27 protein-coding genes and 1 pseudogene are annotated in these 24,332 nt (G+C 61.0%); 16 read left to right on the forward strand and 12 right to left on the reverse strand.

Annotated features, from left to right (window positions below):
- Positions 1-74 precede the first annotated feature (74 nt).
- Positions 75-563 carry a hypothetical protein gene (locus tag ACZL02_RS16850; RefSeq protein ID WP_472939400.1) on the reverse strand — a complete coding sequence of 163 codons (489 nt, stop codon included), beginning with the start codon at positions 561-563 and terminating at the stop codon, positions 75-77.
- A gap of 135 nt (positions 564-698) precedes the next feature.
- Positions 699-1,082 (reverse strand): hypothetical protein, encoded by a 384-nt coding sequence (locus ACZL02_RS16855; protein ID WP_472939401.1) that lies wholly within the window; start codon positions 1,080-1,082, stop codon positions 699-701.
- On the opposite strand from ACZL02_RS16855, the gene ACZL02_RS16860 reads away from it, so the two are divergent.
- Together ACZL02_RS16860 and ACZL02_RS16865 are read left to right on the forward strand one after the other, a co-directional pair.
- The gene (locus tag ACZL02_RS16860; protein WP_472939402.1) at positions 1,081-1,746 is read left to right on the forward strand and encodes a hypothetical protein; all 666 of its coding nucleotides are present in this window, start codon (positions 1,081-1,083) and stop codon (positions 1,744-1,746) included. The genes ACZL02_RS16855 and ACZL02_RS16860 overlap by 2 nt on opposite strands.
- 288 nt (positions 1,747-2,034) lie before the next feature.
- Positions 2,035-2,511, forward strand: coding sequence for a hypothetical protein (locus tag ACZL02_RS16865; protein WP_472939403.1), 477 nt, complete (start codon positions 2,035-2,037; stop codon positions 2,509-2,511).
- A gap of 986 nt (positions 2,512-3,497) precedes the next feature.
- Here ACZL02_RS16865 and ACZL02_RS16870 read toward each other — a convergent pair.
- Positions 3,498-4,601, reverse strand: a complete 1,104-nt coding sequence (locus tag ACZL02_RS16870) for a spore photoproduct lyase family protein (protein ID WP_472939404.1) — start codon at positions 4,599-4,601, stop codon at positions 3,498-3,500.
- A 319-nt stretch (positions 4,602-4,920) separates the two neighbouring features.
- The gene (locus tag ACZL02_RS16875) at positions 4,921-5,127 is read right to left on the reverse strand and encodes a hypothetical protein (protein ID WP_472939405.1); all 207 of its coding nucleotides are present in this window, start codon (positions 5,125-5,127) and stop codon (positions 4,921-4,923) included.
- A gap of 201 nt (positions 5,128-5,328) precedes the next feature.
- On the opposite strand from ACZL02_RS16875, the gene ACZL02_RS16880 reads away from it, so the two are divergent.
- The gene (locus ACZL02_RS16880) at positions 5,329-6,921 is read left to right on the forward strand and encodes a TerC family protein (RefSeq protein ID WP_472939406.1); all 1,593 of its coding nucleotides are present in this window, start codon (positions 5,329-5,331) and stop codon (positions 6,919-6,921) included.
- A gap of 318 nt (positions 6,922-7,239) precedes the next feature.
- On the opposite strand, the gene ACZL02_RS16885 is transcribed toward ACZL02_RS16880, so the two are convergent.
- Entirely contained in the window at positions 7,240-7,341 is a 102-nt protein-coding gene (locus ACZL02_RS16885; protein ID WP_472939612.1) for an Ada metal-binding domain-containing protein, read from the reverse strand.
- Positions 7,342-7,826: 485 nt separating this feature from the next.
- On the opposite strand from ACZL02_RS16885, the gene ACZL02_RS16890 reads away from it, so the two are divergent.
- The 4 genes from ACZL02_RS16890 (at position 7,827) to ACZL02_RS16905 (ending at position 12,576) form a co-directional block, all read left to right on the forward strand.
- On the forward strand, positions 7,827-9,203 hold the full coding sequence (locus tag ACZL02_RS16890) for an FAD-binding domain-containing protein (RefSeq protein ID WP_472939407.1): 1,377 nt from the start codon (positions 7,827-7,829) through the stop codon (positions 9,201-9,203).
- A gap of 235 nt (positions 9,204-9,438) precedes the next feature.
- A complete protein-coding gene (locus ACZL02_RS16895; protein WP_472939408.1) occupies positions 9,439-10,707 on the forward strand; it encodes an extracellular solute-binding protein in 1,269 nt (422 codons plus the stop codon).
- A 40-nt stretch (positions 10,708-10,747) separates the two neighbouring features.
- Positions 10,748-11,620: a carbohydrate ABC transporter permease gene (locus ACZL02_RS16900; RefSeq protein WP_472939409.1), complete on the forward strand. Its 873-nt coding sequence runs from the start codon at positions 10,748-10,750 to the stop codon at positions 11,618-11,620.
- A complete protein-coding gene (locus ACZL02_RS16905; RefSeq protein ID WP_472939410.1) occupies positions 11,614-12,576 on the forward strand; it encodes a carbohydrate ABC transporter permease in 963 nt (320 codons plus the stop codon). The genes ACZL02_RS16900 and ACZL02_RS16905 overlap by 7 nt, the downstream gene beginning before the upstream one ends.
- On the opposite strand, the gene ACZL02_RS16910 is transcribed toward ACZL02_RS16905, so the two are convergent.
- Complete coding sequence (locus ACZL02_RS16910; RefSeq protein WP_472939411.1) at positions 12,559-14,082, reverse strand: YcaO-like family protein; 1,524 nt, start codon at positions 14,080-14,082, stop codon at positions 12,559-12,561. The two genes, ACZL02_RS16905 and ACZL02_RS16910, sit on opposite strands and share 18 nt — an antisense overlap.
- Before the next feature lie 307 nt (positions 14,083-14,389).
- Here ACZL02_RS16910 and ACZL02_RS16915 point away from each other — a divergent pair, with 307 nt between their 5' ends.
- Together ACZL02_RS16915 and ACZL02_RS16920 are read left to right on the forward strand one after the other, a co-directional pair.
- Positions 14,390-14,725 (forward strand): DUF5983 family protein, encoded by a 336-nt coding sequence (locus tag ACZL02_RS16915; protein WP_472939412.1) that lies wholly within the window; start codon positions 14,390-14,392, stop codon positions 14,723-14,725.
- Positions 14,726-14,896: 171 nt separating this feature from the next.
- Positions 14,897-15,988 carry an SPL family radical SAM protein gene (locus ACZL02_RS16920; protein WP_472939613.1) on the forward strand — a complete coding sequence of 364 codons (1,092 nt, stop codon included), beginning with the start codon at positions 14,897-14,899 and terminating at the stop codon, positions 15,986-15,988.
- Positions 15,989-16,016: 28 nt separating this feature from the next.
- On the opposite strand, the gene ACZL02_RS16925 is transcribed toward ACZL02_RS16920, so the two are convergent.
- Together ACZL02_RS16925 and ACZL02_RS16930 are read right to left on the reverse strand one after the other, a co-directional pair.
- On the reverse strand, positions 16,017-16,592 hold the full coding sequence (locus tag ACZL02_RS16925; RefSeq protein WP_472939413.1) for a hypothetical protein: 576 nt from the start codon (positions 16,590-16,592) through the stop codon (positions 16,017-16,019).
- A 386-nt stretch (positions 16,593-16,978) separates the two neighbouring features.
- Positions 16,979-17,377, reverse strand: a complete 399-nt coding sequence (locus ACZL02_RS16930; RefSeq protein ID WP_472939414.1) for a hypothetical protein — start codon at positions 17,375-17,377, stop codon at positions 16,979-16,981.
- Positions 17,378-17,426: 49 nt separating this feature from the next.
- On the opposite strand from ACZL02_RS16930, the gene ACZL02_RS16935 reads away from it, so the two are divergent.
- Both ACZL02_RS16935 and ACZL02_RS16940 read left to right on the forward strand, forming a co-directional pair.
- Positions 17,427-17,672: a helix-turn-helix domain-containing protein gene (locus tag ACZL02_RS16935; protein WP_472939415.1), complete on the forward strand. Its 246-nt coding sequence runs from the start codon at positions 17,427-17,429 to the stop codon at positions 17,670-17,672.
- 129 nt (positions 17,673-17,801) lie between these two features.
- The gene (locus tag ACZL02_RS16940) at positions 17,802-17,993 is read left to right on the forward strand and encodes a hypothetical protein (protein WP_472939416.1); all 192 of its coding nucleotides are present in this window, start codon (positions 17,802-17,804) and stop codon (positions 17,991-17,993) included.
- Positions 17,994-18,119: 126 nt separating this feature from the next.
- Here ACZL02_RS16940 and ACZL02_RS16945 read toward each other — a convergent pair whose 3' ends face one another.
- Positions 18,120-18,467 carry a hypothetical protein gene (locus ACZL02_RS16945; RefSeq protein ID WP_472939417.1) on the reverse strand — a complete coding sequence of 116 codons (348 nt, stop codon included), beginning with the start codon at positions 18,465-18,467 and terminating at the stop codon, positions 18,120-18,122.
- A gap of 314 nt (positions 18,468-18,781) precedes the next feature.
- On the opposite strand from ACZL02_RS16945, the gene ACZL02_RS16950 reads away from it, so the two are divergent.
- On the forward strand, positions 18,782-19,081 hold the full coding sequence (locus ACZL02_RS16950; RefSeq protein ID WP_472939418.1) for a DUF982 domain-containing protein: 300 nt from the start codon (positions 18,782-18,784) through the stop codon (positions 19,079-19,081).
- 145 nt (positions 19,082-19,226) lie between these two features.
- Here ACZL02_RS16950 and ACZL02_RS16955 read toward each other — a convergent pair whose 3' ends face one another.
- Positions 19,227-19,370: a DUF1127 domain-containing protein gene (locus tag ACZL02_RS16955; protein WP_472939419.1), complete on the reverse strand. Its 144-nt coding sequence runs from the start codon at positions 19,368-19,370 to the stop codon at positions 19,227-19,229.
- Between the two features lie 264 nt (positions 19,371-19,634).
- Here ACZL02_RS16955 and ACZL02_RS16960 point away from each other — a divergent pair, with 264 nt between their 5' ends.
- A complete protein-coding gene (locus tag ACZL02_RS16960) occupies positions 19,635-19,805 on the forward strand; it encodes a hypothetical protein (RefSeq protein WP_472939420.1) in 171 nt (56 codons plus the stop codon).
- 444 nt (positions 19,806-20,249) lie between these two features.
- Here the strand turns inward: ACZL02_RS16960 and ACZL02_RS16965 are convergent, their stop codons facing one another.
- Entirely contained in the window at positions 20,250-20,525 is a 276-nt protein-coding gene (locus ACZL02_RS16965; protein ID WP_472939421.1) for a helix-turn-helix transcriptional regulator, read from the reverse strand.
- Positions 20,526-20,869: 344 nt separating this feature from the next.
- Here ACZL02_RS16965 and ACZL02_RS16970 point away from each other — a divergent pair, with 344 nt between their 5' ends.
- Positions 20,870-21,688 (forward strand): SOS response-associated peptidase, encoded by an 819-nt coding sequence (locus ACZL02_RS16970; protein WP_472939423.1) that lies wholly within the window; start codon positions 20,870-20,872, stop codon positions 21,686-21,688.
- A 57-nt stretch (positions 21,689-21,745) separates the two neighbouring features.
- Here ACZL02_RS16970 and ACZL02_RS16975 read toward each other — a convergent pair.
- Positions 21,746-22,138 (reverse strand): annotated as a pseudogene (locus ACZL02_RS16975) (helix-turn-helix domain-containing protein).
- Positions 22,139-22,437: 299 nt separating this feature from the next.
- Here ACZL02_RS16975 and ACZL02_RS16980 point away from each other — a divergent pair.
- Positions 22,438-22,872 carry a LexA family protein gene (locus tag ACZL02_RS16980; RefSeq protein ID WP_472939424.1) on the forward strand — a complete coding sequence of 145 codons (435 nt, stop codon included), beginning with the start codon at positions 22,438-22,440 and terminating at the stop codon, positions 22,870-22,872.
- The gene (locus tag ACZL02_RS16985) at positions 22,869-24,143 is read left to right on the forward strand and encodes a Y-family DNA polymerase (RefSeq protein ID WP_472939425.1); all 1,275 of its coding nucleotides are present in this window, start codon (positions 22,869-22,871) and stop codon (positions 24,141-24,143) included. Before ACZL02_RS16980 ends, ACZL02_RS16985 begins: the two co-directional genes overlap by 4 nt.
- Positions 24,144-24,332 lie beyond the last annotated feature (189 nt).

Consider the following 24,332-nt stretch of genomic DNA (forward strand, 5'->3'; position numbering starts at 1 on the left):
CGACGTTCCGGGCACTCCGAGAGGCCACGGCAGCAGCTTGTGTTTGATAACGTTGGCCGCAGGTTGAGATTGGCTCACGGCAGGGTTTGAACGAACGAGCGACGCTCGACTGTGCTCGCCTCGCCAGCCCATTCAGGCATTGCGTCCGACTCGCGGACCGCAAAATCGTCCATCTCAAGACCGAGATCGAGAGCATTCGCGTTCGCGTCCATTAGGCTTTCGTTGAGATCCGCAATTTCGTCTGGAAGGCCTTCGAGCCAGTCGGTGGCAGAGCGCCGCCTTACGTGCAGGACCGCGAGGGCCCATCGACGCCGATCGAAAACCCATCGCGTGTCGAACTCGGGAACATCATCCGAGAAGTAGTGCGACCAGTCGTCGGATATGACGTACTGAGCTAGATCAGCGTAGTCCGAGACCATGCGCCCCGCAACGCGAGTGCGGGTGTCTTGTGTGAGGAAGGCGAATGCTGATGCAAAGGCATCCACACTGAAGTCGCCGCCAGCGATCCGCTGAAGGCTCTCGTCGCTTGGAAGGGCCACCTCGTCCTGTGCGGTCTTGCTCATGGCTTCACTCCTTGCAGCTGCTTTTGATACGGCCTTGATCGGTCCAAACAGCACTGATAGGCCTGCAAGTCTGCCTTCCACGAAGGCAGACTTGCAGGCCTATCAGTGCCCTAGCAAACCTACCTAATGGTTTGATCAGGCCGCCATGCCTTGTTCGTCGGCCTGGTCGTAGAGCTGCTTCATGAGCCGTCCGATTTGAGGGGCGAACCTGCCGTAGCGGTCCTGCATCTCGTAGCTCAAGTCGTCGAATCCCTCGAGCTTCCGATCGTGAATGCCGATCAGCGACGAGATGGTCGTGAACTCGCCGTTGGACTGTTCCGGAAGGAGAAAGCTGAAGTCGACACCGTCGATCAGGAGCGTGACGCCGAAGTTCTTCGGATCCGTCAGGTCGAAGTCGCCGAGGAAATCCTCGAGGAGTTCGGCGACGGCGACCCAAGGCTCGTCTCCGCGAGCCGCGACAAGTTCAGCTCGCCATTCAGTGCCGAGGATGATCCCGAAGGTCCGGTGCTGCGTTTTCATGGTCTGGTTCCTCGCTGTTGCCAGTGACGGCGTACAACAAGGGTTCCCCGGTTTCGGCTGCTCTGCAAGCCCTTACCCGACATATGTCAGAGGCCGGCCGATCGGCTTCGGATCGATCGGAAAACTTTTCCGAAGACGGCAGCGGCCGGGCCGCAAGGGCATGCGCATGTGCGATGCCGACCACTCATCCGGTGTCTGTCCATCGATCTTCGTCAACCCGCTTGCGCTGCCTCCAGATCCGGGGAACCATCGATCCAAGCTCACGCATGACGAGGAAACAGAGATGTCGACGCTGCGACCCTACGTACGCAAGACCATGATCGGCGACGAGACGCGCGCCGCGTTGTTCGCGGCTGAGGGCCAGCACCAGTGGGTGGGTGTTGCTCGAGTCCTGGCAGAGCGCTTCAACGACGATGTCACGGACCCGGAGTTGGAAGGGAACACGTACATCATCGGTAAGGGGGATTTCAGCTTCCTCGTACCGAAAGGCGGCCCCATCACGACGATCTCGTCCTTGATCGAGCTGCACGACCGCGATCTCGCTGGGCTCGGCGATCTGGACGAGGAGGACATGCGTCGCCTCCGGATGCTGATCTTCGCGATCGGCACGATGATGCGGTCGCTCCACGAGGCGGCCGATGCGGAGCAGTTGGAGGATGCTTAGGCCGAGTGGACCGTGCAGCTTTGGCATTGCGATTCAGGTGATCGTCGTCATGCGTGCACGTGTTGAGCAGGCCTGAAGCCACGCTCGCCGCAGCATTGCCGATCGAGCAGCGAAGCTTAGCCCGCCGCCTCGATGCCACCTCCAATCCCACGAGGACACAGCACACGATCGACTTTCAACTGCTCTAGGACCGTTCGCGTTCTGTCCACGGCTTGCGCTACCGAGTTTTTGCTCTCACCATTTTATGGCGGTCCCGATCGACCGTCCGCGACCGACCGAGGAAGACTCATGGCAGACAGGATCGAAACCATTGACGAACTGCGCAACGCGCTCGCCGCCGCGGTGAAAGCTGGCACTTTCGACGTTCGCGTCGAGGTCCGGGACGTGCGCGAGACCTTCGATGTCGCGGACATCGTCTCCAACCTGGAGATCCACAATGCGATCTACGCCCTGATGCGTTCGGGTGACAAGCCGGAGGTCGTCTTCATCCTGGGCGGCGGGCAGGTAGTGGGGCAGATCCACGTGCCGGTGGATGGCAACTGCACTGTCGAAGACGAGCTTTGGAGGGTGGCGGGTGACGTGTCCGTCCTTCATGGCGGGAAGGTCTTGCTGACGCCGGCACCCTCCAGCGCCTACGGCTTCGGTATCCTCGAGGCTTTTCGGATGCCCCCTGGCTATTACCGTCCGAACGACTGGCAGCTGGTCGAACGCTTCGGCGTCGAGTGCGGCAAGTTCCAGCAGTCCCGGGAGAGAGTGGCAGCTTGAGGCGCGGGCCAGCAAGTAGGCCAATAAGCGAGGTCGATCGGTCCGGCGATACGATCGACGCCCTCCGGCGACTGGGTGACATGTTGCGCGAGAGAGGATGGCAGCCGTCGGACGCGCAGGTTTGCGAACTCGCGCGGATGCTGGCCGACCTCGTACCGTCGAGGTCCGCCGCGTTCCGCAACTCATCTCGACCTGAAGAGGCAACTGCTTTTCTCACGGAGACCGGCTTGCGCACCGCTTCCGACCGGGGAACCATTTCCAGACAGAACGCTGACACCAGGAGCGCCACATGACGAACGCACGCAGCTGCCGAAGCCACATCCTCCTGATCGGCGACGAGTCCATAAAGGCGATGTTCGAGGTCAAGGGCGTCTACTCCGCCGAATAGGCGCTCATCCCTGGGTCGGGGTGGATGCCGGACGCGGGTGTCCTGATGCATGAGCTATAAGGCTGCGGCCGCCTTCATGTCGCTGGCAACGACCATCCGGGCGATGCTCTCCTCGTTTGGATGGGCTGCTCCATAGGGAGTCTTTCGTTCCAGCGTCTGCTCCTTCCGTGTCATGCGCTTGTTGGTGAGGGTGTCTGGCTCATGCCGACCAAGCCCGACGTCACGGGGTTTGGGATTCTGACGGCGTACCGAATGCTGCGTGGCTCCTATCGGTGGGGCGACAAAAAGCTCGTCGGGCGCTCCGGCATCGAGGTTGGGCGCTACGCGCAGTCCGCCGAACGCCCCTCGGACTGGGCTACGGCATAGTCACGTCTACTGCCGCTTGAGATAGGGGGCCGGAGGGCTCTCGTTCGCAAGGATCTTTCGCGAACAGATCTGGCAGTCTGAGGGCGATCAGGCTCTGTGTGTCGTCTTTGTCGAATGGTGCCGGAAGCGGGTGCGTAACACGAGTCCTAGTGGCCACGGAGACCTTCGCGAGCGCCGGGCACCGCGATCCGGAGATCTTCCTAACCGCTCCGCAAGTGCAATCCATGCTCTGTCAGAAGGCGTAGCGAACGGCGCAGTAGGGGATCGTCTCTCCCATCCATCCAAGGAGTTGATTTAGCCACTGACGCTTCCAGCCGTGTCTATAACGGACGTTCGTCATGCCGTTCTGGCTGACCTTGTCCTCTTGGATGTCGGGGCGCCACAGGAAGCCCTCGGCCTTGGGATGCCAGGACATATTGAGGTCGTGGAGCTGCTCGTTGTGCGTCAGCATGATGACCTCGCACTTGAGCTGCGCCTTTGCCTCAGGGGTCAGGACGTCGTCGATCTCTTGGAAGAGGCGCCGCCATTCCGCCTGCCAACCCTCGTGCACCACGACCGGGTTGAAGTTTGCATGGACCTCGTAGCCCGCCTCGACGAAGTCGTTGACCGCACGGATGCGCTTGCCCGTCGGCGAGGTCCGCACGTCCACGAGCTTCGCCATCTCGGCGGGCATCATCGAGAAGCGAACGCGGGTGCGACTTTGCGGATCGTAGTCCAAGAGGTCGCGGTTCACGAACTTCGTCGCGAACGACCCCTTGGCGTTCGGAGAGTCGCGGAAGGCGGACACGAGGTCGCGTGCGTTGTCGGACACCAGAGCGTCGACGGAAAGGTCGCCGTTCTCCCCGAGGTCATAGACCCACGCATGCGGGTCGACCGTGTTCGGGACGGTTTTCGGTCCCAGCGCGTCCGCGTGCTTCCGGATGGCGGCCGTCATCTGATCGACGTTGACGAACACACTTATTGGATTCGCGTAGCCCTTGTGCCGGGGCACGTAGCAGTACGAACAGGCCATGGCGCAGCCGTTCGACGATGAGGGTGCGATGAAGTCGGCACTCCGGCCGTTTGGCCGCATATGCAGGCCCTTCTTGACGCCAAGGACGAGCACGTCCCGCTTGATCCGAAGGCAGTCCTCGGCGGAAGCGGAATTGTCGTACAGCCGCGGGATCTTTGTGTGGCTCTTCACCTCGATGCGCTTGGCGTCGGGAAATCGAGCGAGGATCTCGCGACCGCGCTCGTACCCAAGGACAGCGGGTTCGAGGTAGACGACCCTGGGATCGAGCAACTTTGTCGGACTTAGCATGCCACCCGTATGAGGCCTGCGCCGTTGCACTGCCATGCGTTTCCGTGGCTTGCCGCAACTTTTGTCTTACTGGCTCAGGGTGGCACGGCTCGTCAGTTCCGGCGAATGCGATCGTCACAGCGTGCCCACGTCGCACGGTGTCCGTCTCTCCTCGAGACACCATGCTCTCTGAGGGCGCCGCTTGTTGCAAGTTTCCGGCAACGGACATCCGGGGGCACGGAGACCGACGGCACTTCCGTCGGTCTGCATGTCGCACCAACGACAAGCGGGGGAGGGCCAACCGCACTGCGTCGCCTCCTTGTCGGTTCGAAGGCAATGTTATCTCAAGGTTACGCCGAGGGCTTATATGTGACCTTCAGATCACATTGGCTGCGAACGCCCGGCACCGGAAATCTTGTTCGGTGGCGACCCACATGGGGCCCATGGAGGAAACGGTGATTGCCGCCACGTTCGCCCTGGCGAGCACCGCAACCGCCGACGCGCAGGACTTCTGGTTGATCCCGAGCGGTTCGCCGCTCTCGGTGACGGCGGAGCCACAGAGCACGCTCGAGAACGTTGCCACGGCGCTTACCGAGCTCGTCGGACCGAGGCAACAGCCTGAAGCCAGATAGCTCGAGCGACGCATCTTCATGCCGCCGGAGCGTCACCTTTCCCCACGCTGCGAGTTCCAGCATCGGTTCTACGCGCAGCATCGTCACGCAGCAGGATCAGATCGCGCCGGTTGCCAAGCAGCCTCAGACTGACGACAGGAAAGAAATCGACGATGGAATGGATTGCCAGCCCGAGTGCATGCATAGGTCTTGCGATGCTCATCGCGATCGAGGTGGTCATTGGGACGGAAGGGCTCATCCGCATCGACAGCCGTTTTGTCGGGGCTCGGGAAGGGCACAAGAGACAGTCCCAGCATGTGACAGTCTTCATCCGGTTGGCCATCCGGATGGTGCTCCTCGTCGCTGCCGTCTGGATACTCGGAGCGGCAACGCCGATGTTCTCGGCTGGCGGCACCGAGGTCTCGCCGCGGAACCTCCTGCTCCTCGGGGGCGGTCTGTTCCTGATCGTCAGGGCCAGCTTGGAGATCCACCGTCGGCTCACCGCCACGAAACACGACGCGGACGCCGACCGAGGCGCCTCCGCGACATTATCGCCCTCAGTCGCGCAAATCGTCAAAGTCGGCGTAGTCCACGCGTTCGGTGGCACGTTTGTTGCCGTCGGCATGGTCGAACAGCTGACAGTTATGGTGCTGGCGGTTGTCTTGGCCACGGTAGTGTCCACGGCCGCTAGAACGCCTATCCTCGCTTACCTCACACGCCGCCCCACGGTCTCCATCCTGTGCTTCGCAATGCTGGTTGTCGTCGGCTTCAACCTACTTCTGGAAGGGCTTGGGTATCATTTGCCGAAGGCGCATCTGTACGCCGTGATCGGGGTGGCGCTTCTAGTTGAGGGCATCGGCCAGTTCAGAGATCGAGACCCCGACGGGGAGTTTGCCGGATTGAACATCAGGCAGCGCACAGCTCGACGCGTGCTGAAGTTGCTGGGTCGGCAACGTGGCAGGTCGGGGTCGGCATCCTCCCCGATCGAGCCTGTACAGGCAGAACCGAACGAGTTGGGGGGGCCTACCTTCGCCAAGGAGGAAGCCGACATGATCCAGAGTGTCCTCACGCTAGCCGAGCGCCCGGTCCGCACGATCATGTCCCCACGACCCGACGTTCAATGGGTCGATATCGACGGGACGGCGGATCGTGTCCGTTCCGATATCCTACGGCTGACGCATCCCCTTGTTCTGCTGTGCCGCGGTCGCTTGAACGACTTCGTTGGCGTCGCGGCAACCACCGACCTGCTACGTGCAGTTGTCGAAGGTAGTGAAGCGGAACTCTCGCAATCCATGAGGCCCCCCATCGTCGTGCACGAGGGCACCAAGGTGCTGAAGCTCATCGAGGAACTTCGGAGTTCCTCCATACCGTTGGCCGTCGTTCTCGATGAGTACGGAACGCTCGCAGGCATCGCGACCCCGACCGACATCTTGGAGGCGATCGCCGGGAAGTTTCCCGATCGCCCGGAGGCGTCCGACGGCATTCTGTCGGGGGCGGACGGATCATGGACGTTCGACGGGTCCATCGACGTGCATCGTGTCAGCGCTGTTCTCGAAGTCGACCTCGTCGACGCGGTCCATCGCTACACGACGCTAAACGGCTACATCGCCTCGAGACTCGGCGAAATCCCGCGTGCCGGACAGAGCTTTGTTCTGGACGGTCTCGGCATGGAAATCGTAGCAATGAAAGGCCGGACCGTCGACCGCGTGCGAGTTCGCCGCCAGTTCGCTGAGGACCCGGGATCGGTTCAGCAGACAATTTCATGACCTTGGGGAACGGACCAGCACGGTCGCAATCGCGACGGAGCGGATGAGGCGCCTTGGCCTGCCTCATGCCACGGCCGCAAACGCCCTTTGCCCCGGAGCAGTCGGATTCCATCACAAGAACCGACCGCGTAGCCATCAGGCGTCAGGCTCGTATGTGCATTAAAGATCCGTTCGAAGTAGCTGGGGCCCAATCGGAGCGTTTTGGCAAGGTCTGTCAGCAATGTCGCCGTATCACGCTTCTCGATCAGACCCCCAAGCCCTGGAGACGATCTCCGCTCTCTTCGCATCGCCGGACGGCCCGTCTGGCTTGCAGCGTTTTCAAGGCCTGAAACCCGTTTGCTTTGCACCATCGAGCGTGGCGTGGATCGAGACGTTCTTGGGGTTGCAGGCGCGTAAGAAGTAGGATGGACGGCAGTAGATGCCCGTCGTGTCGACAGTGTACTAAAACTCGCCGTCGGCCGTCATGTCGTGCGCCACGATGCGCGCCCAGCGAGGATCGGCAACGGTGGCTTGGGCATGCATGTCTCGGGTATTCATCGAGCCAGTCCTAGGGATCGTCGGTCCGGAGGTAATCGAACCGACACGAGCTGCATTCCGTCCCCTGGTTTCAAAGCCCATCTGCGCTGACTGCAGATGACGAACCCGATCTGGGTTCTAATTCTATCCGCATGCAATATCCTAATGTTCAATTCGAGCCTTCCCGATCGTCTGGTCTCGATCGTCTTGCCGATTTCACCGGACGTGCAGCACTTCCATATTCTTCGGATCGCAACACGGACAACGGACCGGGTGAAGCGACCGCCGTCTCAAGACTCTCGCCCTACCTGCGCTACTGCCTGGTCACAGAGCACGACGTCGTAGCGGCCGTCCTTGAAAGGCATAGTCTCCGATCGGCCGAGAAGTTCGTGCAAGAAGTCTTGTGGCGGACCTATTGGAAGGGATGGCTGGAGATGCGTCCTTCGGTCTGGACGCGGTTCGTCGAGGAGCGCGACCATCAGGGTCGATCCTTTCCCGACCAGCGTGCCGTCGCCGCCGCCGAGTGCGGCACGACGGGGATCGAGGGCTTCGACGACTGGTCGCGGGAGCTGGTCGCCACTGGCTATCTCCACAACCACGCCCGGATGTGGTTCGCCTCTATCTGGATCTTCACCCTACGTTTGCCTTGGGCGCTCGGCGCCGACTTTTTCCTGCGCCATCTCATCGACGCGGATGCCGCCAGCAACACGCTGTCTTGGCGGTGGGTTGCGGGTTTGCAGACGGTCGGTAAGACCTATCTCGCTACTGCGGAAAACATCGCCCGCTATACCAACGGACGGTTCTCGCCGAAGGGACTCGCAAACGAGGCGTTCGAAATTGTCGAACCGCCCGTAGCCGGGCCGCGGCCGTTGCCTGAAGCGAAGGTAATCGACGGCTCTGGAAAGTCGCTCCTTCTTGTTACGCCTGACGACCTTAATCCCGAGTCGATCTTCTACCGCGACCTGCCGATCGTAGCGGCCGTTGTGGCGACCTCCGCAAAATGGTTGTGGGGTGAGGGCGCCCGGGCATTCGTCGACGGATCGGCAAAAGATACGGCGACAAGGGTGGAAGAGCGTTACGGGTGCCGCGTGAACGTATCCGTCGATCTGGACGCAGTCACGCTTCTCGATGCCGCATGCCGCGAGGGGGTGCGGCGGATCGTGACGGCTTACGCCCCAGTGGGCCCGTCGCCAGTGCGCTGGCGGAGATGGCGCCGGTCCTCGCGACCGAGGGAATTGATCTCGTTCAGGTCCGGAGGGATTGGGACGGTCTCTTCTGGCCATACGCGACCAAGGGCTTCTTCAAGTTCAAGGAGAGGATGCCGGACATTCTGCGGGAGCAAGGCTTGCAGTGAGTTTCGGTGCGGCGGCACCGCGATTAGGGCACAGATACCGTCTCGCCCTATACCGATCTCGACCTTCCCATTTGGCCTTGGATCTCCTTTTTATCGAGCAGAAATGGGCTTCCCCAGTGCGCGCAAACGGCAGCGCTGCACCGAGCACGGATTGGACCAAGCCCCGCTCGACAAGATTGGTGAGCGCGTTCCGCTTACCGCAGCTCTGTTGGGTAAAGACGAAATGGGAAGCCGCGTTCGTGCCCTTTGCCTCGATGAGATTCTGCGGCATCGAGATGTCGAGGAGGCTGACGACACGCCCGTGGTCGGCAAATCCCGATGGACTCTTGGTCCACGCAGGTCCGCCGTTGAGTGTAAAGGACGACGTTGGCGTGAACCTTCGGGCCCCCGGGGAAGGCGACGCCGTACATGAGTGCGACGCCTCGTGTGGGCGAGAAGAACTCGACCCGAAAAGTTGAAAATTTACGTCCGCTTGTCTGGTTGCCGAAACGTCATCGCCCGTTATCTCGAGATCGTACGACAATGGGTGTTCGACGCTATGACGCAGGATGCCACGGGCGAAAACATTCATGATCTTTGCTGATGTTAGACGCAGTTCCGCGTTGAACTTGACGGCACGGATCTGGCGACCAACCAAAGGTGACGGCATGACGAGACTCCAAAACCGCTCGATCGTCATGGTAGCTGCAATGATGATGGCGACAGTGGGAGCTTCTGCACAGGAGACGACGACGCTGACGTTCGCCGCGCATTATACGGACCAGGAGATGGCGCCGCTTACGGCGTGTTTCCGCCGATACGAGGCAGAGCATTCCGGCATCCGCATCGACTACCGCCAGACTCCCATCGCCGACTTTATGCAGAATGTGATGACGTCGCGGATCTCCGGTGCCAGTCCAGACATCTACAACGTCTATTCGATCTGGGGAAAGCGGCTGGTCGATAACGTCATTCTGGCGGAACCGCCTCAGGCGATCTCTGACTTTATTTCGGCGAACTTCGAAGCGAGCACCGTCCAGTCCGCCATGGTCGACGAGAAGTTGTGGGGCATTCCGGCCGAGGTCGCGACCTACATGCTGATCTACAACAAGAAGCTGTTCGCCGCAGCAGGCATCGCTGAACCGCCGACTGATTGGCCTGGCGTGTTGTCAGCAGCGTCGAAGATAGCCAAGCGCGACGACGCCGGACGCGTCGAGGTCGCCGGCTTCGCGTTCGGGCCGAGTGTCGCCAACGCAGCCCATCCGTTCCGAACCCTTCTGTTCTCCAAGGGAGAAGGCATTCTTACCGACGACCTAGCGGGAACCAACTTGACGAAGCAGGCCGCGATCGAGGTACTCGACGGTGAGGCAAAACTGTTTCGCGATGGACTGACCAGTGCATCCCATCAGATTCGCGATTTTCCAGCCGGACGGATCGGAATGATCATCGGCGCAAACTGGATGAAGCAGCTTATGCGCGAGGGGCTGGGCGACAAGCTGGACGAGACGGTCGGCGTCGCGCCGATCCCCGGTGGGCCGGATTGGAAGACCTACCAGTACTCGTTCTACCAGGCTGTCGACGCCAACAGCCCTTATCCGGACGAGGCTTGGGCCTTGCTTCGTTGGCTGAACGAGCCATCAGCCGCAGGCAAGCGATCCTGTGTAGGCGACATGTTGGTCGCGCTAGGCAGCCTGACCGCGAACAAAGCCGATCTTGCCGCATCGGAAGCGGAATTCGGCGACGCCTTCAGCGCGCCCTTCGTTAACGCGCTGCGATCGGGACGGGCCGTTAGCGATCCCAACATCGCACAGACAGCGGAGATGGACCGGGTCCTGCGTACCGCTATCGAAGAAGCATGGCTCGGCCGCATGACGGCGGCCGACGCGCTCGCCAAAGCCGACCGCGAGATTACCGACCTTCTGGCCCTGCCGCAGTGAGAGCACGATCCGCGGCGTCCGTTCGGTATTGCGCTCTGGAATGACCACGCGCAACAGGTCGACACCCTACCTATTCCTGGCACCGACGTTGGTGCTGGGGACCATTTTCTTCGTCCTGCCTCTGGTATTGTCGCTGGGTCTCAGCTTTACGACCTGGAATTCGCTGGCGCCGCCACGTTTCGTCGGTTTGGCGAACTACCGATATCTACTGACCAGAGATCCGCTGTTCTACCTCGGTCTGCGCAACACTGGCGTCTTCGTAGGGGCCACGATCGCAGTAGGTGTCCCCTTGGCCTTGCTGTTTGCGTTAGCGTTCCGCGGCAGCCGGGTGAAGAATCTATGGCGCACGACGTTTTGGCTTCCGATGGTCACTAACGTGGTTGCGGTAGCATACATCTGGCAGTTCCTGCTGGCAGACCCCTATGGGCTCGTGAACCGGGCACTGTCGTTCTTCGGCATTGTCGGGCCGGCATGGCTGTTCGATCCGGCCTTCGCCATGACTGCGCTGGTTCTGGTTTTTGTATGGTTCCACGTCGGCCAGGACATGATGTTGCTGGCAGCGGGGCTCGATGGCATCGATGAGCGTTGCGAGGAGGCTGCGGCGATGGATGGGGCCGGGCCGTTGCGCGTGCTCTGGTACATCACGCTACCCCTCCTGAAGCCGACGATCCTGTTGATCGTCCTCAGCAACATGATCAAGGGGATCGGCTACTTCGCCCTGATGCTAGTCATGACCGGGGGAGGGCCCGTGAACAGCACCCAGGTCGCCGCACTCCATCTTTACAACATGGCATTTGCGGACCTTCGGCTTGGCATGGCCTCCGCAGGCGCCTACATCCTGCTGGTCGTCGTATTCCTGATTGCACTCCTCCAACTGCGAGTTTCCCGACGGGGCGGGCTGGAGGCATGGTAACGGTAGTGGACGAGGGAAAGACGTCCGGCCACGACGCCACAATGCCGGAAGCAAGTGGCCCACGTGCCAGCATAACCCGTCGACGGCCTGGACGATGGGGCTGGGCGGCGACCGTCGTTCTCAGCCTTGGCGCCATCGTCATGGTGTTTCCCTTCATCGACCTGATGCTGGGTGCGCTTCGTACGCCAGCGGAGCGTCTGATGCGCCCACCGACCTATTGGCCCGAGACCCCGGTCTGGCAGAACTTCGCCACCGTGTTCGAGCGCTATCCGCTGGCCCTCTGGATCTTCAACAGCGTCGTCGTCACCGTTTCCATCACCATCCTGCAGGTGGCAACCAGCGTCACCGCCGGCTACGCACTCGCAAAGTTCACGTTCCGGGGTCGGGACATCATGCTGCGGTTTGTCATCATGGCGCAGTTGTTTCCCTTTTTTCTCCTCTTGATTCCGCTCGTCTTCATTCTGCGGTACTGGCCACTAGTGGGGGGCAATGATCTTCTCGGAAACGGTGGCACGGGGCTGCTGGGCGGCTATGCAGCATTGATCCTGCCATTCTCGGTATCCTGGTACGGTGTTTTCCTGATGCGGCAGTTCATGGTTAGTGTGCCTTCCGAACTGATCGACGCCGCCCGGATGGACGGCGCGGGAGAACTGCGGATCCTATGGTCCATCGTCCTGCCCATCGTGCGTCCTGCCGCGATGACGCTGGCACTCTTCGTCTTCGTGTACCACTGGAACGAGGTCGCTTGGACGCTGACTGTCACGCAGAGCGCACCGCATTTGCAGACGGCGCCGATCGGCATCTACATGGTGCGGGGCGCCTTCGATACGGAAGCCGAACAATCGCTGCAGCAGGCGATGATCCTCGTCACGATCGCCCCTGTGATCGTCCTGTTTCTGATGCTCCAGCGTTTCTACGGAAGTGCGATGAAGAGTTCGTCAGGTAAGTTCGGCTGAAACTTCCGCTGCTGTTTCCAGGCTCCATGCGACATGCAAAGCCTCGGGTTCGCGATAGAGTGGGTAGAGCGGTCCGACGGCACGATCGACCGCTGCGGTATCCAGCAAAGGTTGGCGCCCGCCGACACGCTCGAGGGCTGCGGGGGTCAGGCGGACGGGGAGAAGGGTTTCGGAAGGCGTTCCGAACCTGATCAGTTCGCTCCCTCGTTCGATGAGACGACGCGTGTTGCGTTCTCCGATCCGGTAGTAGCTCATGGTCTCGACTTCGAGACCGGGGACGATAACCTTGGCGACACCGACGCTTCCGTCGGCAGGCGATCCATCAACGACCAGCACGTCGAACCCTGCCGCCTCTAGCGACTCGGCGGCGAAGCGCCCCCGCTCGCGGGTCGTCGGCAATGGCGTCGAGGGCAGCTCAGAGAAGCGCTTAACCGAGCGTCTGCTAAAGACGGACGGCTGCAGCGTCGATAGAATATCGGCAGCGTCGCGGGTCGACCAGTCGCGCATCGTGGTGAAGGCTCGGCTTTCACCATCGACGAGGCTTGGCATGGCCTGTTTGAGAAAATCTTCAATGAAACCCTCTGGAGCCACGCTGCGCGGTTCGCTCATGGCACCGTGTGCATAGCTCTTGCGAACCCGTGCCGAGCAGAACTCCAACAGCGCCTTGCGGAGAGCAACGGCCCGGTCCGGATCGCAAGCCTCGCCGCAAGCCGACAGCATGATGGGCGTGCGCGGACCGAACCCCGGCCGATCATGGCCAACGACGTATACGTTTGCGAGACCGAACTCGTCGCTCGCGAACTTCGCGATAACCTCGATCCCGTCCGCGTCGAGCCGCCGCATTAGTTCACGTGTCGGCCCGTCGAGATCCGACGGCTCGATGTCGAGCACCACTCCGGCGTCCAGCGCCCTGAATCCCAACCCGTTTCCGTCCCGCTGGGCCAGTTCGAGAATGCCGTGCCCAATAGCCCAATCGAGATCAGGTCCGGCACCAAGACCGTTCGTGATCAGAGGCGTAAAAGGTTGGTAGCCGGACGGCAGCTCGAAGTAGTCGGTCGCTGCGACGTCCATTGGAACCAGAACGGGTTCTCCCGTCGATCGTCTGTGGGCTTCGATCCAGGCGAGCGGTGTGTCGTGTCCGACTGGGCTGCCGGCCGGCAGACAGAGCTCGAGTGGGTCGACAATCCCCGTCGGACCTCGCTCACTCGACAGATCGCGGTAGGAACCTGTCCACTTGCGTTCCTTCATCAACCGCAGCGTGGGCAGGATCGCCTCCGCGATCTCGGCGAACGCACCGATCAGCGCTGTGTCGTCGTCGAATCCGTAGCCGTAGCCCGAAGGCAGGTTGCCGGGCATCGCATCGGCCTCGTCGAGGAACAAGGCTACCTTCCAGACTTTCACGTCGGTGCGGTCGAGCTGGTGCAGGGGGAAGGCGACGAAACGTCCCGGAGGTAGAGCCAAGCGATAGGCTTCGGCGGCAGCGGGCAGAGGTGGCAGAAGAGACATGTGTTCATACCGTTTGGTAGGATTGACCCCTTTGTAGGCTGCCAAGCCGTGGCGAAGCAATCGACCTCCGCGACCTCTTCTTTGACTTCCGTGCGCTCGAGCTTGCGTCGGAAACACCCGACCTTGCCTACTTTAACGAGCTGCTTCTGGGAATGAGATGAACCCTGCAGACGATCCACCTAACAAGTCAGCGAGCCTGTCAGACAAGCCGAGCCGCCTTTCGCCTCGTGCAACGACGGCTCGCTCCAATTCCCTTGCAAACACTTAAAATGCGGGTGACGCTCAGGGATCGGCACCGGAGATCGACATGACGATCCTGAATTTTATGGACATCTCGTCCGCGCATCTTCGGGATGCCGATCTACCGATCCTGGATGCCGGCGACCTCCCGGTCGCCTCCATGTCGTATGATTTCGGTTACATCGTATCGACCGCCCCGCTTATCGATGCTTCCACGCGTGAGGAGCAGGTGACGAAGCTGTGCGAGCACGGACTGTCCGCCGAGTTTATCGGTGCTGCTCGCAAGGCTGCGGAAAATGGCTGTTGGTTGCTCCGCTTTGAGATGGACGCCGACATCGACGACGATCTGGAAGTCGGACGCTTCGCCGATCACCCGGATGAGGACGATCGCGAAAAGAAATAGGACAAGCAACCGCAAGCTTGAAGGCTAACGAGTCCCCGCCCCGGATGGCTGGCATCTCTCAACTCGCCGACGTCTCCTTATACGAACCCAGAGGTGCAGACATCACGATCTCCGCAGGCCGCGTCAGTGCTGCACCGGGTGAACGTCTCCGCACCCTTCGCGTTGTTTGGCATGTCTCCTGAACTCCCGCTTTCCGTCCGGCCCTCTCGTCTCTGGCGCCCCAAGCGTGTCCTCATCGCACCGTCGGCGCTGGAAAGGATCCACGGTCGAGCGATCGTCGAGCGGGCCGAAGCGCTTGGTATCGCCGTTGAGCGCCTGCCATCCGACCGACTGCCCCTCGAGCGCGATACTGGAGCACGTGGCTATTACGCTCAGGCAAAGTCCACGCTTGCCGTTGTGGTCGCGCCACCGTCCAAGTTGAGGCTTCAGCCGATCGCGCCCAGCGCCGACTGGCGGGTCGATTTGGCCGAAGGGTGCCCGGCTCACTGCAGCTACTGCTATCTGGCTGGCTCGCTAAAGGGTCCTCCGATCACCCGGGTGTACGCCAATCTCGACGAGATCATCGGCGTGCTACCGAGTTATCTCGGCCAGGGCGCCGTGACTTCCAAAAGTGCCGCGCGCTCCGGCGAGGGAACGACCTTTGAGGCCTCCTGCTATACGGACCCACTCGCCATAGAGCATCTTACGGGCTCGCTTTCGTCCCTGATCGGCAGGTTCGGAAGTTGGGAGGCCGATGTCCAGCTTAGGTTCACGACGAAGTTCGCAGCCGTTGAGCCACTTCTAGGCCTCGACCACCGTGGGCGCACACGCATGCGCGCCTCCTTGAACCCGGGCGAGTTCGCCCGTTTCGAAGGCGGCACCGATCCCGTCGGCGAACGGCTGCAGGCGCTTCGGCGCATGGCGGATGCGGGCTACCCGATCGGGCTGACCATCGCACCCATCGTCGCTGCCGACGGCTGGCAGGCCGCCTATGGCGGCCTGATCTCAAGTGTCGCCGCCGTGCTCGGCGAGGTTGCCGCAACCGCGGATCTGACGGTGGAGCTGATCACCCATCGCTTCTCACCGGGTTCGAAGAGCGTTCTCGAGAGCTGGTACCCCGGCTCCGACCTCGACATGAGCGAAGCCGGGCGACGCGAGAAGAGAACGCGCTTTGGTGCCGTGAAGCAGGTCTACGACACATCCACCATGACAAGCCTCAGACGCTTCTTCGAGGACAGGCTCGCATCCGAGTTGCCCGGCTGTCGCATCCTCTACTGGACTTGACGCAGGAACAGTCGGTTCGGACCGAACCTCAGCGACCCAGTTCATAGGTTGCCGTCACGACCACCTGCGGACGGTCCCGCCGTGCGCCCGGCGTATCTGCTCGGCTGAGGAGAAGCGTCAGCTTGGGTTCTTTGCGTGACCGGAGCAGCGTCGACACGATCCCGTCCCGTCGTTCTTCCTCAAGCGACTGCCAATGGGCCGCGAAGTCCGAAGATCCGACAACGGCCTCGGCCGCCGGCTGGAGGTCTTCGCTTCCCCCGCCCGTAATGTGGCACATGGGCAGGTCGACGGAGACGACGAGCGCATAGCCGTTCTGTCCACCAGCTCCGATGCGCCAGTATCGATTGCCCTGCCGCAAACCTTTTGGCGGGAGAAACTGCTCCGGGAGGGCATCGGTTTCCGACACGCGTCCGTCGAGGTCGATGGCGGCAAGGAACGGTGCGGGATCATCCATCCAGCTCGAAGGGTCGAGGATCCACCGCTCGCAACCGCGCAAAGAGCCTTCCAGTCCCGTACGCAATCGGTCTCTTTCCGTCGTGCTCTCTGCGACGGCCGATGAGAGGACAGCCATCAGCGCCGCGGATGCAAGGACGAGGGTTCGCATTGGTCATCCTTCGCTTCGTGTGAACGCCGTTTCCCATCTCGACACGGCCGGAGCCGCTCGCATGAAAAGACCCCGGGCTGGCAGGGGAACGGCAGTGAGGAGGAAGAGAAGCGCTATGCAAAGGCATCGAACGATTGCGTCACGACATGCGTACGGCGCATCGTCCTCGGTCAAGATCTCCAGCGCCATCGGGGCGAGGTCCGCGGGAACGCGGAGGTCGGCACCTCCCAGCGCCACCATCCAGTGCGATGCGATACCGGCAACATGCCAAGCGCTGGAATGAACGGGAATGCCGGCCTGTAAAGTCGACAGCGCCACAGCGCCTTCCGGCAAGCCGTAGGCCCAACCGATAACGACGAAGAGGTCCGGCGCAACGACAGCATCGCTCACCGGTTGGCCAAGCCGCGTGCAGAGCGCTCGCTCCAGATGGAGTCGGCCTCGCGCCCGATCTGATCGCGCAGATCCGCCAGACCCTTTCCCACCGAGGCATGGACGGTCAAGTCGAGGGAAGGGTCTGGGTAGCGAGCGTCCCAATCGAGGACGGAATCGATCGTGCGCTGAAGCTCGGGAATGTTACCGAAAGCCCAGCCGTTCACTCCGGGTCGGGTCATCTCGAGCAACGACGAGAACAGCGCCGGCTCACCCGTTGGGTCCTGATCCGGGGCGGCGTTGAGGCGTGAGCGCCAGCGCAATTGCCCGGCATAGAACCAGAAGGTCGCCTCGTTGCCCTTGCCGGATTGGAGAATCCTTCTCGACGCGGTCATGGAACGGAAGTCCAACGTCATCGCTCTCCACCAAGCCGCTCCACAGACGAACGCGGACGAGGAGGATGCGATGAGCGAAACTGATTTCGAGATCCCCGATCCTGTCGTCGACGCAATCGAGGGCGGCACGACTGCGGTAAAAGCTTTTCGCCAATCGTCCGGCCTATCTCAACATGATGTCGCCGCCGACGCTGGTATGACAGATGAGCGCCTCGCTGCAATTGAGGAGGGGTTGACGCCACACAACCTCGAGTTGGCGGTTCTCTCAGACGTCCTGGACGTGCCGGTGGACTTGTTAGTCGACAATAAGGGTTAGGCGACCGGTGGAAGATCCTCTTACCAGTACCCCAGCCGTCGTGTTCGACGTTAGCGGGTCGAAGCCCTGATCTCTGGCACCTTTGCCCGGTCTGCGCGTTCCCATTCATCAACGGTCGGAGAGCAAACTATGAGCGATAACAACGCAACAACGCAGATTCAGGACTTTGACGTTCAGGATCTGGCTGCGAAACACAATATTTCGGTCGAGGATGCCAAGCAGCTCATTGAGAAAGTCGGCTCAGATCGGGGCTCAGTGGACGCCGCCGCTCAAGACATCAAGTTGGGCAACGACCCAGATCCAGCAGAGTCCCAAGGCTAGCTAAAGCAAGCCCGGGAGGAAAACGCTCCCGGGCGCCTTGGAAATATCGCAGGGCATGGAAGAGTCCCGCTCGATCTATCAGCGGGACTTTTTTACACCTACGACCGTCTTAGATCGGGGACTGCCTTACTGCGGACAAACCGTGCTCTGCGTCTCGGTGGTGCGGGTATCCCCCTCGGCTGTACCGCCCGCCTTGGTGCCAGCCGCGGCAATCTCTGACTCAGCTTGCACTATGTTGGTCGTCGTACCGCCTTCGGATTTGGTGACCCCGGGTGCGTTGGGGTCGGTTTCCATCGGAACGTGCTGCCCATCTTCTGCAATGCCTTTTGCATCAGCTGCAGCCTTAGGGTCACTCGCGGCATCCTTCGGCGCCTTGCTCGTAACCGCATCCGGGGATGCAGGCGTGCAGGCGGCCGAAGCGGGACCGTGCGCGGCAAACGCTGCCACAAGTGCAATTGCGACGAGCTTTTTCATTGTTCTCTCCCAAGAAACAGGTGCCCATAGAGGAAGCGTGTAACAGAGATGGCGTTCCGGTCCGAAAGCGATCCTACGCATATTTGGAACCAGGCTAAGGCTGATAGCTTGATCTTCGCACCCTAGGTTTGGAATGCTTAGGGCACGCTCCGAGACCGTTCTGCTAATGCGTTCGGATTTGGAAGGCACCCTGGTTACGGTCACCACCGAGCCTGGGTGCCACCAGCCTTCTTGAAATGCAAAATCCTGCTCCCAAAATTTCAAGCTACGGCATGAAGGATGCCGTTTTAGTTCGGAATCCCTGGGAGAAAGGCATGGAGCATAATGTCTTCAATCAACCGGTCTGGGTGTTCGCCGGCCTCAACTTTCCGCTCGCTCTCAAGAGTGTTTCGCAGGCGCATTCTTTCCTGCTGGACACGCCCCGGCACCTTCGCGGCGCTGGCTATTCTGGCGCGGTGAACGCTTGCCTCGCGGCCTTGCGCAAGGAAGTCGATACCGAGACAGCCAGATGGGCTCTGACCGCATATGCCGATCGTAATGGCATCCTAATGCCGGAGGCCGACGATCTGGTCGCCATTAGCTTGACGTCCGCAAAACCCAACGCAGCAGCCTGACGGTTAGTAGTGCCCGGATACGAAAACGCCCTCACCGGGGGAGGACCGGTGAGGGCGTCATGCTGTGACCGCTGCGGTGGGAGGAACCGCTTGGTCTATCCGCGTCGGGTCTGGGAGGAACGACCGCCGCGAAACTTTGAATTCGTTAGCGCGCCGACTGACGGGCGAGCTCCGGAATGTCGAAGCGAGAGATGCCGAGGTCAGCAAGTTCGCGCTGCGAAAGACTGTTCAACTCGGCGGCCGTGTTGCGGACTTGGCGCCAGGTGTTGAAGCGGCGGGAAATGCTCATGGGACTATCCTTTAGATGGCGGCGGCTTTTCATCGGTGGAAGCCGTTCGGTTCGTTCATTCGACATCCAGAATATGGTCGTATCCCCGGCCAAGCAGTAGCGCCAAGAAGGCATAGGAGCCCTAGCATTCTTCGCTATGTCGTCGGCGCTGGTGAGCCTTGCAGCTAGGGAATATGCCTACCGAAGCACGGCGGCGGCCTCATCCGCTGCGCCACATTTCCACGACCGTCCGCCCATGACATGATTTCCAAAACGGGGGATGACATGAACTTCAAGACAACGGTCGAAGACAGCTTCACCAAGCACCAGGATCCCCGCGGGGATTGGCTGGTTAAGATCAACCTAAGCGGCCAGCTTCAGCCATCGATCTTCTGCCGTGACGAAGCGCACGCGGACACGGTGATCCGAGAGCAGAAGGCCAAGCGCCAGGTCTAGTTTTCGGGTGCCATCGTCGGCGGCGCTGCCCTGTGAGGATAGCGCCGCCTGGATGGGCACCTGCTACAGCGAGGCGACGGAACGGACCCAAAATGCCTCAGGCTGGTGATCGACTATCACCGATCAAGCGTGACTGTAGCTTGCCGGGAGCCGCAGAGGCATCGGCTTCCATGTCGACAAGCGTGCGCCAGGCTTTCGCTTCCATGGCAAGGGCTGTGTAGTGGAGAACTGCACGAGCACGCTCGCCTCTAGGGGTGCCATTGCAACGCCATTTCTGGTCCGCGTTGTCGTTCATAATGATCCCTTCGGATGATCGGGCACACCGACCGCTTCAGAACTCCTATCAAAGGAATGCGTCCTGACCGTGTGCCCTCCAAGAAGGAATTAGCTTCGAAAATCATCCTTATCGAAGCCAAATCGCCAAAGCCAAATGACCACATTCTGTCATTTGGCATTGTCCCTGTTTCGACGGGCTATTGCGGCATCTAACGTGTTTCCGACAGGGCGACGCTCGTTGGGGTCATTGGCGTAGGGCAGGCTTTCGATCGCGTCCTCGACCTCATGCCGAAGCCAGATCAAGCGGGTGCCGATCTTGCGCGGTGGCGGCACTTTCCCTTGGGCCACTAGGCTGTCGAACAGCGATACGCCGATGCCGATGTGGTGCGCCGCCTGAACCCGCGACATTCCGAATGCGGGCGTTCCGATAATCGGCTTCGCCATCACTGTCCGCTTCCTTTTCTGCAATCTGTCACCCAATCGGGTGATTGTGCGCCGCAATATCCATGGCAGCCTGCTGCGCGAGATCGGGGATATGGAGCGCTCGGTGATTGCCCTTACACTTTTCGTTTGCCTGCATACCTCCCCCGATGCCTGTCGCCCTGAGCGTGTACCCTTCGACGGTTCGTTGATGAGCTGCACCATGTTCGGACAGGCCGTCGCCGCGGAATGGATTTCTACCCATCCAAAATACAGGCTGAAGAAGTTCACGTGCGGAATAAGGCCGCTGCCTTCAGCCTGAAACCAGAGGGCTTCCCTTGCTGCCATAGGCCTCCAAATGCCTTGCAATGTGCAATCTCTACAGCATCACCAAGGGCCAGAGCGCCATTCTTGAGTTCACGCGGGCGATGCGGGATCGAGCGGGCAACATGCCGCCTATGCCTGGCATCTTTCCCGACTACCCGGCACCGATCGTCCGCACCGTCGATGGCGAGCGCGAATTGTCGATGGTTCGGTGGGGAATGCCGAGCTCGTCCCAGGCGCTGTTCCAGGCGACGAAGAAGCGTGCTGATAAGCTCGAGGCGAAGGGCAAACCATACGACTTCCCCGCCTTGCTGAAGGCCGAGCCGGACGCCGGCACCACCAACATCAGGAACACTGCGTCGAAGCACTGGACGCGCTGGCTCGGCCCAGTAAACCGATGCCTGGTGCCCTTCACGTCCTTCAGTGAGTGGGATGCCGCGGCCAAGGAGCCCGTCTGGTTCGCCGCCGGAGTCGATCGGCCGCTTATGGCCTTCGCCGGCATCTGGACGACCTGGACGTCTGTCAGGAAGGCGCGGGAAGGCGAGGTTACGGTCGACTGCTTCGGCTTCCTCACCACCGAGCCTAACCCGACTGTCGGCGCCGTTCACCCCAAAGCAATGCCCGCAATCCTCACTACGGCCGAGGAACTGGACGTGTGGATGCGAGCGGACTTGTCCGAGGCAAAAGCGCTGCAGAGGCCACTGCCGGAAGGCGCGTTGGAGATTGTTGCCCGGAGCAGAAGAGTGACGGGGGAGACCCGCCAAGCAGCACATAAACCGCGGGCCTATCACAAAAGGGGAGTTCGCCGCCTACACCCTAGCCCAGGTTGCCGTGCAGTTCTGTCGGGAAGGTGGATGGGATAGACAGGACCCAGGCGGTTTCCGCTGGGGATCGTATAAAATTGCAGGCTGAAGCGGCGCTTATGCCGCGATCGTTTTAACGAGATCGATTAAGCGACTTTTTATTTGCTCATCTGAGATATTTGCAAATGCTTGGTTTAGACGCTGCCCCTCCGGGGTCCGGACGAACGACACGATTTCGTTTTCCGAGCAAAAACCCGCTGAGTTTGTCGTTCCGCTCTAATTAAGGAAAAGGCCTACGAGTTCTATATTAAGGATCACAGAGATCTGGTGAAGCTTACTTGCGCTTACGCGGTTTGCCCCTTTTTCAGATTTTTGAACCTGCTGGAATGTTACGCCGATTTTTTCGGCGAGCGTTGTCTGGCTCATGCCAAGAGCTCTGCGGCGCTCCCTTATCCTTGCGCCAACACCGGCATCAACAAGCGCGTCGTCTAACCCAGTCACGTCGACCATCTTGTAAGCGATCCCTGCATTACATTAGTGCAATATCGTACAAATCTTCTGCCTACAAGACTTGCTTACCGATGCCCTGGCTTCCTAACGTTCGAGGGTCGACGTGCCGGCACATGCTCAGGACCAAGTGCTCGGCCAGGAGTCTCGCGGAGCGACGTCGTGAAGGTTCCGAACCCACTAGCGAAGAGCAGGCCGCGGAAGCCGAAAATCAGCCGCGGCAAACCGCCACCCGTTGACCGAACCTGTGATTATGTTCCCTATCCGTTCCTTTCGGGTGACGTTTCGAGAGGGAAATAGGAATGCTGGCGCGGGTGCGAATTGAAGCTGAGATCATAATCCCGATCTTCAGCTACGGCCTTTGCGCCGGGTTTCCGTCGCCTGCGGACGACTTCATCGACGAGGGCATAGATCTCACCCGCCTGATCGTCCGGAACCCGCCGGCTACATTCCTCTGGAAGGTCGACGGCCATTCGATGCGCGATGCCGGGATCTATGACGGCGATCTGCTCGTCGTGGACCGCAGCCTGACACCACGGCATGGCGACGTGGTGGTTGTCATCGTGCACGGCGAGCGCAGCCTGAAGCGCCTCCACCTCGATGGCGCCCGCCCGCGCCTCTCTTTCGAGAACAGCGACATGCCGGCGTTTGATCTACCGGAAATCGCCGACGTGGAGATCTGGGGCGTGGCCCGCTGCAACGTCCATTGGCTTCGCAAGCCGGTGTCTCGCAAATGACCGGCCGCGTCCTCGCCCTGATCGACGGCAACAGCTTCTACTGCTCCTGCGAACGCGTCTTCGATCCGAAGCTGGCCACCCGTCCCGTCATCGTCCTGTCCAACAACGATGGGTGCGCCGTTGCGAGAACCGTCGAGGCGAAAGCCCTGGGCATCCGCATGGGAGGGCCCTTCTTCAAGATCCGCGACCTTTGCCGGGACGAGGGCGTGGCCGTCTTCTCATCGAACTACACGCTGTATGGCGACATGTCGGCGAGGATGAACTCGATCTACCGGGCATGGGCGCCCGACGTCGAAATCTACTCGATCGACGAGAGCTTCCTCGACCTCACCGGCTTCACCCGGCGGGATCTCGTCGAATACGGCCGCGACCTCCGATCGACGGTGCTGAAATGGACTGGCGCCCCCACCTGTGTCGGCCTCGGCCCGACGAAGACGCTGGCGAAGCTTGCGAACCACATTGCCAAGAAGAACCTCGAGCTCGGTGGCGTGTGCGACCTGACGGACGAGGCGTCCCGATCGACATGGATGTCGAAGGTCGATGTCGGCGAGGTGTGGGGGATCGGCCCAGCCTCGGAGCGGAAGCTGATCGGCATCGGCGTCGAGAAGGTCTCCCAGTTGCGGGACCTCGACCTCACCCTGGCCCGCCGGCTCCTGTCTGTCGTCGGTGAGAGGACCGTGTTGGAACTGCGGGGAGTGCAGTGCCTGGCGCTAGAGCACGTCGCCCCACAGCGGAAAGGCTGCGCGGTGACGAGATCCTTCGGCAGGCCCGTGACGACGCTGGCGGGCATCCTGGAGGCCGTGTCGGCCTATGCGACCAGAGCCGGCGAGAAGCTGCGCCGCCATGGCCTGGAAGCCTCGCACCTGTCGGTCTTCATGCATACGTCCGAGTTCAATCCACGGGACCCACGCTATTCCGCCTCGACGACGGTGCATTTGCCGGAAGCGTCAAACGATACCCTTGATCTCATCCGAGCCGCCCAGCGGGGCGCCAAGGCGATCTATCGGGAAGGATACCGGTACGCGAAGGCTGGCATCATCATGGACGACCTCATTCGCGCCGGCACTGTACCGAGGCCGCTTTTCGATCGCCGGGACCGCGAGCAGTCCGACAGGCTGATGGGTGTGATCGATGCCGTGAACGGAAGGTTCGGCCGCGGGACCATTGCTCCTGCAGCTGCTGGCATCCGGCAGCAATGGGCGACGAAGTTCGACATGCGGTCGCCACGCTACACAACGAGGATAGGGGAATTGCCAAGGGTGACTGCATAGTGAGGTAGGCTACGTCAGGGATGGATGCGACCCGGTGTGCTAGACGTTTTTCAAGCGTACTCCGAAGACACGCTACGATTCCGGAACAAGCGGCAATATTGTGCGCTGCCGGCGAGTTTCGGACAAACCGATGACGAGAACCCTATCGCAAGCAGTTTTCCGTAACCGATTGCTAAAGGCCCTGTCTCT

This window comes from Mesocryomonas fontinalis (genome assembly GCF_055730125.2).